The 10,138-nt window shown below is 65.1% G+C and carries 9 protein-coding genes and 1 pseudogene; 6 read left to right on the forward strand and 4 right to left on the reverse strand.

The window, feature by feature from the left end:
- The 4 genes and pseudogenes from EN745_RS21580 to EN745_RS21595 all read left to right on the forward strand — a co-directional run.
- Positions 1-346: pseudogene (locus tag EN745_RS21580) on the forward strand (ROK family protein); the annotation flags it as partial.
- Positions 347-793 (forward strand): RbsD/FucU domain-containing protein, encoded by a 447-nt coding sequence (locus EN745_RS21585; RefSeq protein ID WP_127422211.1) that lies wholly within the window; start codon positions 347-349, stop codon positions 791-793.
- Complete coding sequence (locus EN745_RS21590; RefSeq protein ID WP_126055828.1) at positions 790-1,713, forward strand: carbohydrate kinase; 924 nt, start codon at positions 790-792, stop codon at positions 1,711-1,713. Before EN745_RS21585 ends, EN745_RS21590 begins: the two co-directional genes overlap by 4 nt.
- A 303-nt stretch (positions 1,714-2,016) precedes the next feature.
- Positions 2,017-3,159, forward strand: a complete 1,143-nt coding sequence (locus EN745_RS21595) for a DegT/DnrJ/EryC1/StrS aminotransferase family protein (protein ID WP_127422212.1) — start codon at positions 2,017-2,019, stop codon at positions 3,157-3,159.
- Positions 3,160-3,302: 143 nt separating this feature from the next.
- On the opposite strand, the gene cysQ is transcribed toward EN745_RS21595, so the two are convergent.
- Genes cysQ through cysD form a run of 3 tightly spaced genes read right to left on the reverse strand, consistent with a single transcriptional unit; the run spans position 3,303 to position 6,947 of the window.
- The gene (gene cysQ / locus EN745_RS21600) at positions 3,303-4,091 is read right to left on the reverse strand and encodes a 3'(2'),5'-bisphosphate nucleotidase CysQ (protein ID WP_189363116.1); all 789 of its coding nucleotides are present in this window, start codon (positions 4,089-4,091) and stop codon (positions 3,303-3,305) included.
- Between the two features lie 10 nt (positions 4,092-4,101).
- Entirely contained in the window at positions 4,102-6,039 is a 1,938-nt protein-coding gene (gene cysN / locus EN745_RS21605; protein ID WP_189363115.1) for a sulfate adenylyltransferase subunit CysN, read from the reverse strand.
- Positions 6,040-6,041: 2 nt separating this feature from the next.
- Positions 6,042-6,947, reverse strand: coding sequence for a sulfate adenylyltransferase subunit CysD (gene cysD / locus EN745_RS21610; protein ID WP_126055831.1), 906 nt, complete (start codon positions 6,945-6,947; stop codon positions 6,042-6,044).
- Between the two features lie 483 nt (positions 6,948-7,430).
- On the opposite strand from cysD, the gene EN745_RS21615 reads away from it, so the two are divergent.
- A complete protein-coding gene (locus tag EN745_RS21615) occupies positions 7,431-8,708 on the forward strand; it encodes an O-antigen ligase (protein WP_127422214.1) in 1,278 nt (425 codons plus the stop codon).
- Positions 8,709-8,731: 23 nt separating this feature from the next.
- A complete protein-coding gene (locus EN745_RS21620; protein WP_126055833.1) occupies positions 8,732-9,682 on the forward strand; it encodes an NAD-dependent epimerase/dehydratase family protein in 951 nt (316 codons plus the stop codon).
- Here EN745_RS21620 and EN745_RS21625 read toward each other — a convergent pair.
- Positions 9,670-10,138, reverse strand: a 469-nt coding sequence (locus EN745_RS21625; RefSeq protein ID WP_145992087.1) for a sugar transferase, incomplete at its 5' end; no start/stop codon positions are given. The two genes, EN745_RS21620 and EN745_RS21625, sit on opposite strands and share 13 nt — an antisense overlap.

Consider the following 10,138-nt stretch of genomic DNA (forward strand, 5'->3'; position numbering starts at 1 on the left):
GGCCTCGCATCTGTGGACGTCGCCCGAGGACTGGGGCGACATCGGTCCCGAGCTCGACATATGGATCGCCGGAGCCGCGCAGGCGCTGGCCTACGCTATCGTCGCGGCCTCCTCGGTCATCGATTTCGAGGCGGCGGTGATCGACGGCTGGATGCCGCTGTCGGTGCGCGGCCGTCTCGTCGATGCTGTGAGGGTGGCCGTCGGCACGATCGACGGCGAAGGCCTGAAGTTGCCGGCGGTGCGCGAAGGAACCGTCGGCATCCACGCTCGGGCACTTGGCGGCGCCAGCCTGCCCCTGTCCGAGCGCTTCCTGATCGGCTCGACCACCATTTCCAGGAGCCCCTGAATGCTGATCGGCATCCCGTCGCTGCTTGGCCCGGAGCTTCTGGCGACGCTGCGCGCCATGGGCCATGGCGACGAAATCGCGCTTGTCGACGGCAACTACCCGGCCGAGCAGCAGGCGAATCGGTTGATCCGCGCCGACGGCCATCATCTGGTCCCCGTGCTCGACGCCATTCTGAGCGTGCTGCCGGTGGACGACGCCGTGCCAGAGGCGCTGTTTCGCGCCTCGGTCAAGGGCGATCCGGCGCTTGCCGATCCGGTCCACCATGAGATGGAAGCGGTCTGCGCCAGGCGCGCGCCCGGCCACAAGGTGGTTGCGCTGGCCGGCGCCGACTTCTATGCCCGGGTCAAGGCCGCGCACGCCATCGTCGCCACCAGCGAGCCCCGTCTCTATGCCAACATCATCATCCGCAAAGGCGTGATCTATCCGCCGGAAAGCCAGACATCATGATCCTCTGCTGCGGCGAAGCCCTGATCGACATGCTGCCGCGCACGACGACCGAGGGCGAGCCGGCCTTCGCGCCCTATGTCGGCGGCGCGGTTTTCAACACGGCGATCGCGCTCGGGCGGCTCGGCGCGCCGGCCGGCTTCTTTTCCGGCCTGTCGTCGGACCTGTTCGGCGGCCAGTTCCGCGAAGCGCTCGGGGCAAGCAAGGTCAGCTCCACCTATGCCCACACCTCGCCAAGGCCGACGACGCTCGCCTTCGTGCGGCTCACCAACGGCCAGGCGACCTACACCTTCTACGACGAGAACACCGCCGGACGCATGCTCACCATCGAGGATCTGCCGAGCCTCGGCGCCGAGATCGAGGCGATGCTGTTCGGCGCCATCAGCCTGATCTCCGAGCCCGCGGGATCGGCCTATGAGGAGTTCATGCGGCGCGAGCACAACAGTCGCGTCATGATGCTCGACCCCAACATCCGGCCGAACTTCATCCCCGACAAGGCAAAGCACCTGCGGCGCATCCGCGAGATGATGGCGATGGCCGACATCGTGAAACTGTCGGACGAGGACCTCAACTGGTTCGACGAAGCCGGCTCGCATGAGGACGTCATCCGCAACTGGCTGGATCGCGGACCGAAGCTGATCGTCGTCACCCATGGCAGCGAGGGCGCGGTCGGCTACAGCAAGAGCCACAAGGTCACGGTGACGCCGCAGAAGGTGGCGGTGGTCGACACGGTCGGCGCCGGCGACACGTTCAATGCCGGCATCCTCGCCTCGCTGCACGAACAGGGCCTGCTCACCAAGGCGGCGATCGGCGACCTGTCGGAAGACGCGATCCGCCAGGCGCTGACGCTCGGCGCCAAGGCGGCGGCGGTGACGGTGTCGCGCGCCGGCGCCAATCCGCCCTGGCGCCATGAAATCGCCTGATCGGCCGTCCATCCGGCGGTAAAGCCGCCCAGCCGGCTGATCACTTTATGTTTCCACCGGCCGAAAAGGCGCGAGAAAAGGCGCTGATTGCACCCTGCAAAGGCCGGATTTCCGGCACCTTGCGGAGAAGCAGGAGAGATCGGCGGTAACATGCTGCGACATCCCGACAGGTCGCCATGCCCCCGGGCTGGCTTTCTCGGATTGTCCAAGTCTGGTACCAGCGGCGGTTAAGTTGTTGTTTCTGTGCGCGTCATGCCCCCGCCGCTTGCCCTTGTCGACACGCACCAACCCCTTGAGGCAGACATGCAGTTCATCGATCTCGGCGCGCAGCGCGAACGTATCCGCGACCGGTTGAAGGCCGCGATCGACCGCGTCGTCGACGAAGGCCGTTATATCCTCGGGCCTCAGGTCACCGAATTCGAGAACAAACTCGCGGCCTATGTCGGCACCAAGCATGTCGTGGCCTGCGCCAACGGCACCGACGCGCTGCTGCTGCCGCTGTTTGCGGCCGGCATCGGCCCGGGCGATGCGGTGTTCGTGCCGAGCTTTACCTTCGCGGCGACGGCCGAAGTTGTTGCGCTCGCCAAGGCCGAGCCGGTATTCGTCGATGTCGGTCCCGACACCTACAACATCGACATCGCCAGCCTCGAGGCGGCGATCGCGATGATCAGGAAGGAAGGCAGGCTGAAGCCGAAGGCGATCATACCGGTCGACCTGTTCGGGCTCGCCGCAGACTACGATGCGATCATGGCGATCGCCAAGCGCGAGGACCTGCTGGTGATCGAGGATGCCGCCCAGTCGATCGGCGGCTCGGCCGACGGCAAGTTCTGCGGTTCCTTCGGCCATGTCGGCTCGACCAGCTTCTATCCGGCGAAGCCGCTCGGCTGCTACGGCGACGGCGGCGCGATGTTCACCAATGACGATGCGATGGCCGACAAGCTCAGATCCTTCGCCTTCCACGGCAAGGGCGAAACGCAGTACGACAACATCCGCGTCGGCATCAATTCGCGTCTCGACACGCTGCAGGCGGCGATCCTGATCGAGAAGCTCGCCATCCTCGAGGACGAGATGGTTGCCCGGCAGGTGGTGGCGCAGCGCTACGCCGAGGGTCTCGGCGATATCCTCAAGGCCTCGCGCAATCTTGGCCACGGCCGCTCGGCCTGGGCGCAATACGCCATCGAGACGCCGAAGCGCGACGGGCTGAAGGCGCATCTGACGGAGAAGGGCATCCCTTCCGTCATCTATTATGTGAAGCCGCTGCACGTGCAGCTTGCCTATCGCGACTATCCGCGCACGCCGACCGGCCTCGCCGTTTCGGAAGAGCTGCCGAAGCATATCCTTTGCCTGCCGATGCACCCCTATCTCAGCGAAGCCGACCAGGACCGTATCATCGAGACGATTCGTAACTATATCGGCTCGAACTCGGCGCACGTCGCGGCGGCGTAGCCGTGCCCTCGGACGGGGAACACAGCAGAGCAGAATTCTTAACCGTTGCAATGCCTTAACGTCACGGCATGGATCCCAGGGTCTGCGCCACGTGGCTTCGCTCCAGGATGACGAAGCGATAGCTGGCCGTCAGTTGCAAGCGTTTAAGCTGCGCCCGCGCTTTTCCCGCTGGCAATGAAATGCGGGTTGGCGAAATCCGCGTCCGTGGCCTGGTCGCGCTTGCCGTAGGCGAGCGGCTTGCCGTCCAGCGTGCGCGTCATGCCGCCGGCGGCCCGCAGCACCGCGTCACCGGCGGCGGTGTCCCATTCCATGGTGCGGCCGAAGCGTGGATAGACGTCCGCCTCGGCGGCGGCGACGAGGCAGAATTTCAGCGACGAGCCGACCGAAACGATCTCGGCGGCGCCAAGGTCGCGGATGAAGGCATCGGTTTCCGGCGTGTTGTGTGAGCGGCTGGCGACCACGGCGAGCGGCATCCCCCCTGTCCGCACGGCGATCGGGCGGCGGCCGGTGATGCGAAAATTGGCATCGACCTCGATCGCTTCCGCCCTGCCCGGCCGGCCCGAGAAGAAACGCCCCGTGCAGGGCGCGAAGACGACACCGATCTCCGGCACGCCGTGGCGGACCAGCGCGATGTTGACGGTGAAATCGGTGCGGCGGTTGACGAATTCCTTGGTGCCGTCGAGCGGATCGATCAGCAAGAAGGCGTCGTCGAGATCGGGCGTCGCAACGCCCGCCGCGACTTCTTCCTCGGCCACGCAAGGGATGTCGGGATAGGCGGCGCGCAGACCGGCGAGGATGATCTTCTCGCTCTCGCGGTCGGCTTCCGTCACCGGCGTGCTGTCCGATTTCGTGTCGATAGCGCAGCCTGCGTGGAAGACGCGCATCACCTCGCGCCCGGCATCCAGCGCCAGGCGCTCGAACACGCCGAGCATGGCCTCGTCCTCAGATGCCGCCGCCGCTGTCATATTGGTCTTCGGCAATGTCGCGCTCGTTCAGCCAGAGTTCCAGGGCCTCTACCATCTCCTCGGCCGTTTTGCCGAGCGTCTTCAGATGGATTTCGGGATTCTCCGGAGCTTCATAGGGTGAATCGACGCCGGTGAAATTCTTGATCTCGCCGCTCAGCGCGCGCGCATAGAGGCCCTTCGGATCGCGCCTGGCGCATTCCTCGAACGGCGTGTCGACGAACACCTCGACGAACTCGCCATCCGCCATCAGCTCGCGCGCCACGCGCCGCTCGGCGGCGAAGGGCGAGATGAAGGAGACGATGACGATCAGGCCGGCATCGGCCATAAGCCGGGCGACCTCGGCAACGCGGCGAATGTTCTCGACGCGATCGGCGTCGGTGAAGCCGAGGTCGCGGTTGAGGCCGTGGCGGACATTGTCGCCGTCGAGGATGTAGGTGTGGCGCCCCGAGGCGAACAGCTTCTTCTCGAACAGATTGGCGATGGTCGACTTGCCGGAGCCGGAGAGCCCGGTGAACCAGAACACGGCCGGCCGCTGGTTCTTCAGGTCGGAACGGCCGCGCTTGCCGACATCGAGCGACTGCCAATGGATGTTTTCGGCGCGGCGCAGCGAATGCAGGATCATGCCGGCGCCGACCGTGGCATTGCTGATGCGGTCGATCAGGATGAAGGCGCCGGTGGTGCGGTTCTCGGCGAAATTGTCGAAGGCGATCGGCGAGCGCGTCGAGAGATTGCAGATGCCGACCTCGTTCATCTCCAGCGACTTCGCCGCCTCGTGGGCGAAGTCGTTGACGTTGACGCGGTACTTCAGCTCGGTGACGGTGGCGCTCACCTGGTCGGTTTCGGTGCGCAGGATGTAGGAGCGGCCGGGCAGCAGCGCATGCTCGTCGAACCAGACGATGTTGGCGGCGAACTGGTCGGCGACCTGCGGCCGCGACGCCGGCGCGACCAGAATGTTGCCGCGCGACACCTCGACCTCGTCGTCGAGGACGAGCGTGATCGCCTGGCCGGCAACCGCTTGGGCAAGGTCGCCGCCATGGGCGACGATGCGCTTGACGCGCGACGACTTGCCGGACTTGGCGACGACGACCTCGTCGCCCTGCGAAACCGACCCGGACGCGATGGTGCCGGCAAAGCCGCGGAAATCGAGATTGGGGCGATTCACATACTGCACCGGGAAGCGGAACGGCAGTTCGACCACTGCCTCGTCGACCGATACGGTTTCCAGATGCTCGATCAGCGTTGGCCCCGAATACCACGACATGTTGCCGGAGCGGCTGGAGACATTGTCGCCGTAGCGGGCCGACATCGGGATCGGCACGATCGTCTGGAAGCCGAGGCTTTGCGAAAACTGGCTGTAATCCTCGACGATCCTGTCGAACACCGCCTGGTCGAAATCGACGAGGTCGATCTTGTTGACGGCCAGCACAATGTGGCGAATGCCGAGCAGCGAGGCGATGATCGAATGGCGCCTGGTCTGGCGCAGCACGCCCTGGCGCGCGTCGATCAGCACGATGGCGAGATCGGCGGTCGAGGCGCCGGTCGCCATGTTGCGCGTGTACTGCTCGTGGCCGGGCGTGTCGGCGACGATGAACTTGCGCTTCGGCGTGGCGAAGAAGCGGTAGGCGACGTCGATGGTGATGCCCTGCTCGCGCTCGGCTTCGAGCCCGTCGACCAGCAGCGCGAAGTCGATGTCGTCGCCTGTCGTGCCGTGCTTGCGCGAATCGCGCTCCAGCGCGGCAAGCTGGTCTTCGAAGATCTGCTTGGTGTCCGACAGCAGACGCCCAATCAGCGTCGACTTGCCGTCGTCGACCGAGCCGCAAGTGAGGAAGCGCAGCAGCGACTTCTTCTCCTGCGCGGCCATGTATTCGCGGATCGAGTCGGTGGGGGCGAGGCTTTTGGCCATGATGTGGCGCATGCTCAGAAATACCCCTCGCGCTTCTTCTTTTCCATGGAGCCTGCTTCGTCGCGGTCGATGAGGCGGCCCTGGCGCTCCGAGGTGCGCGCCGTCAGCATCTCGCCGACGATGGCCTCCAGCGTGTCGGCATCGGACTCGATGGCGCCGGTCAGCGGATAGCAGCCAAGCGTGCGGAAGCGCACCATCCGGTTCTCGACCGCTTCGTCCGGACGCAACTGCATGCGATCGTCGTCCTTGAGGATCAGCATGCCGTCGCGTTCCACGACCGGCCGTTCCTTGGCGAAATAGAGCGGCACAATCGGGATGTCTTCCTGCAGGATGTACTGCCAGATATCGAGCTCGGTCCAGTTGGACAACGGAAAGACGCGGATCGACTCGCCGGCGGCGATGCGGGTGTTGAAGATCTTCCACATTTCCGGCCGCTGGTTCTTCGGGTCCCAGGCGTGCTGGGCGTTGCGGAAGGAAAAGATCCGTTCCTTGGCGCGCGACTTCTCCTCGTCGCGGCGGGCGCCACCAAAGGCGGCGTCGAAGCCGTATTTGTCGAGCGCCTGGCGCAACGCCACCGTCTTCATCACATGGGTATGGGTGTTCGAGCCATGGTCGAACGGGTTGATGTTGTCGCGCACGCCGTCCTCGTTGACATGCACCAGGAGGTCGAAGCCCAGCTTCTGCGCCATCTGGTCGCGAAAGGCGATCATCTCGCGGAACTTCCAGGTGGTGTCGACGTGCAGGAAGGGAAAAGGCGGCTTGGCCGGGAAAAAGGCCTTCATCGCCAGGTGCATCAGCACGGAAGAATCCTTGCCGACCGAATAGAGCATGACGGGCTTGGAGAAGGAGGCCGCCACCTCGCGGAAGATGTGGATGGATTCGGCCTCGAGCCGCTGCAGGTGCGTAAGTGCGATATTCATGGACTGTGAGCGTTCTCTCGTGCCATCCAGACCTTGCATCAACGGATCAGGCACCGTTTCTTAAAAACAGCCCGGTTCAAGCTTTGCTTCTGGACATTCGTGCGGGCGTTCTAGCAGATCGTGATTGCGGGGAACAATGCCAGACGCGCCCGCCAGATGGCCAATCTGGAATGAATTTTCCACGATCAGTGCGTATGTGGGAAAATCCTGCCCTACCGCCTGATGCATGGCAAAGAACGGAGAAACTATTGCCTTTCGGGTGACCGTGGACGGCCCGGCAGCGCGAAGCTCCCGCTCACGCGGATGCGCGCCGGGCTGCCGATTTGTGATAGGCCCTCCAGCGGCCGCACTATCGGGAATCGGACCCAGCGGCTATACCGGCCACACATGCTGCCCGCGCGCCGTGGCTTCGAAGGTGATCGCGTCCGCCGTCGCGGACCAACACGGCGTCCCAACGACCCCCAGACATTGCGAAACAGAGCATTGAACCCGCTTTTATCCATCAAACGGCACCTCACGCCCGCGCAGATCAACGTCTACTTCTCGATCTTTTGCTTCTTTTGTCCGCCGGTGCTGGGTTCGGCCGTGAGCTTTGTGTTCATCGGCGGCGGTCTTTGGTCAGGGGTACTGCTCGCCCTGAAGCGGCGACGCTTCAATTTCGATCCGCCGATGCTCGCCATAACGGTGGCGATCTATGTCTATTGCGCGGCATACCTGCTGGCGTCGGCCGTCAACAACGCGCTCGGGGCCGATGCGCCGCATCTCGTGGCGCTGGTCACGTTCCTGCTGTTCCCGATCTCCTACTCGACCTGGAGCATAACCGCAAAGGCGACCCTTGCCCGCATCGTCGTGGTCGCCAGCATGGCGGCATGTTTTGGCGCCCTGGTGCTGGCCGTGGTGCAATACTACTGGCTCGGCATGCGGGCCGAAGGCGGGGCCGGAAACGCCATTCCGTTCGCCACGGTCACCTGTCTCGGCGTCATGATGTGCATGGCCGGGGCGCTGTCGGGCATTGAAAGAGCCAAAGGCCTTCTGATCCCGGCGGTACTGGCCGGCATCATTGCCATCCTCTATTCGGGCACCCGCATCATCTGGGTAGCCATACCGGTGTCGGGCATCGCCGTACTCTTGATCAACCGGCGCAGGCTGGAGCAGGCAAGTCTTGCTCGTCTGCTGCTGATTGCCGCCGTGATGTCGCTGGTGATCGCCATTCTCGGTTTCCATATCGTGTCGGAACGCGCGGATTTCCTGTTCAGCGACTGGGACGCGCTTGCCAAGGGCGACCACGCGACGGCGACGGGGTTGCGCGTGGCGCTGTGGCAGATCGGGCTCGGTGCATTCCGGGACGCTCCGATATTCGGACACGGCATCGCCGCCAGCCAGGCGCTGATGAAGCAAGGCTTCCATGACCAGTTCGGCATGGCCATGGGCTTCAGCCATTTCCACAACGGCTTTCTGACCGCGCTGGTGCAGGCCGGGTTGGCCGGAGCAATCACGCTCGCGGCGATCTTCGCGGTCGCCGCATGGAACGCCGCAAAGGTTCTGCGCGTCAGCGCCGATCCGATCGAGCGCTTCGGCGCGACGATGGTCGCCGTCACGGTGATCGTCTACCTGATCGGCGGAATGACCGGCATCCTGCTCGGCCACGATATCCTCGATTCGACTTTCATGGTCTTCGTGGTGTCCGGAACCTACCTTGCGTCGGGGCGCCAACAGAGGCTGCCGCAGGAGCCGGCGGCCGCGATAGCGCCGGCAACCTGACCAAGGGGATGCGAAAACCCGCCATGAAAGTTCTGGTCACAGGCGCGACGGGATTCATCGGACGCCGGGTCGTGAGCCACCTTGCCGATGCGGGGTTCGAGGTGCGCACCGCCTCGCGCCGGCCGGAACGGCTTGAGCGGGCAAGCGGGGCGGTTCTGCTGCCCGGCTTCGATGCTCCCGCCGACGCCTTCCTCGCAATGATGGAGGGAGTGACACATGTCGTTCACTGCGCGGCGTTGAACAACGACCGCGGCGCCAGCGAGCCGGATTATCTGGCCGCGAACGGAGCGCTGACCGGCCGGCTCGCGCGTGCCGCGGCGGCGCTAGCAAGCGGACGCTTCCTCTATCTGTCGTCGATCCGGGCGGTCGTCGGCCCGGACTTCAGCGGCACGATCGACGAGGCAACGGTTCCTGCTCCGCAAGACGCCTATGGCCGCTCGAAGCGCGACGGCGAGATCAGGACGCTCGACGCCTACCGATCGGCGGGCCGTTCCGACGCCGCCGTGCTGCGCCTGCCGCCTGTTCATGGCGAGGGCATGAAGGGAAACCTGGCAACGCTGATGCGGCTTGCCGATAGCGCCTTGCCGCTGCCGACAGCGGCCCTGACCGGGACCCGCTCGCTGATTTCGACCGGCGCCGTGGCCGGCGCGGTGCTGCGGCTGTTGACCAAACCGACGCCGCTGCGGCCCATTTATATAGCCGGCGACCGCCCGCCCGCCGCGATCTCCGAGATCGTCACCGCCTTCCGGCGCGGTTTCGGACGGCCGCCGCGCCTGGTTGCCGTGCCCGCCGCTCCGATGCGGCTGGCGGCAAGGTTGTTCGGCAAGGCCAAGGCATGGGAAGCCCTGGCGGCAACGCAGATTTGCGATCCGTCGCTGCTTTTTGCGGAGGGCTGGGCGCCGGAAACCGATACGCTGGAGCAGCTCACCGAACTGGCGCGGCGAAGCCGCTCGGGCGACGCTCAAGCGCGATAGATGGTTCCCAGCAATATCCTGAGATCGAGGCCGAGCGAGGCAGTCCGCAGGTAGGCGGCATCGGTCTCGGCGCAAAGCACGGGGGTCGACATGTCGATACCCCGGATCTGCGCGAGGCCGGTCATGCCGGGAAGCGCCGAGAGCACGCCCAGGTCCCGGCGGCGCTCGACCAGTTCCGTCTGCGTGGGCAGGCATGGGCGCGGGCCGACAAGGCTCATTTCGCCTTTCAGCACGTTCCAAAGCTGAGGCAACTCGTCGATCTTGGCCCGGCGCAACGCCTTGCCGACGGCGGTAACGGATTGCGGCGGCGCCTCATGCGTGGGCAAGGACGGCGTTCCTCGGTACATGGTCCGCAGCTTGTGGCAGCGAAATGGCACACCGCCCTGCCCGACCCGGGTCTGGGAAAAGAGCGCCGGCCCAGGCGACGATGCCTTGATGGCCAGCATTGCAACAAGC

Origin of the sequence: Mesorhizobium sp. M4A.F.Ca.ET.022.05.2.1, assembly GCF_003998845.1 — a bacterium.
GTDB lineage: Bacteria > Pseudomonadota > Alphaproteobacteria > Rhizobiales > Rhizobiaceae > Mesorhizobium.

Bases quoted from the DNA above. Each gene is read 5' to 3' on its own strand.
- EN745_RS21620 (WP_126055833.1), top strand. From the start codon at position 8,732: ATGAAAGTTCTGGTCACAGGCGCGACGGGATTCATCGGACGCCGGGTC.
- cysN (WP_189363115.1), bottom strand. From the start codon at position 6,039: ATGCGCCACATCATGGCCAAAAGCCTCGCCCCCACCGACTCGATCCGC.
- EN745_RS21595 (WP_127422212.1), top strand. From the start codon at position 2,017: ATGCAGTTCATCGATCTCGGCGCGCAGCGCGAACGTATCCGCGACCGG.
- cysQ (WP_189363116.1), bottom strand. From the start codon at position 4,091: ATGCTCGGCGTGTTCGAGCGCCTGGCGCTGGATGCCGGGCGCGAGGTG.
- cysD (WP_126055831.1), bottom strand. From the start codon at position 6,947: ATGAATATCGCACTTACGCACCTGCAGCGGCTCGAGGCCGAATCCATC.
- EN745_RS21585 (WP_127422211.1), top strand. From the start codon at position 347: ATGCTGATCGGCATCCCGTCGCTGCTTGGCCCGGAGCTTCTGGCGACG.
- EN745_RS21590 (WP_126055828.1), top strand. From the start codon at position 790: ATGATCCTCTGCTGCGGCGAAGCCCTGATCGACATGCTGCCGCGCACG.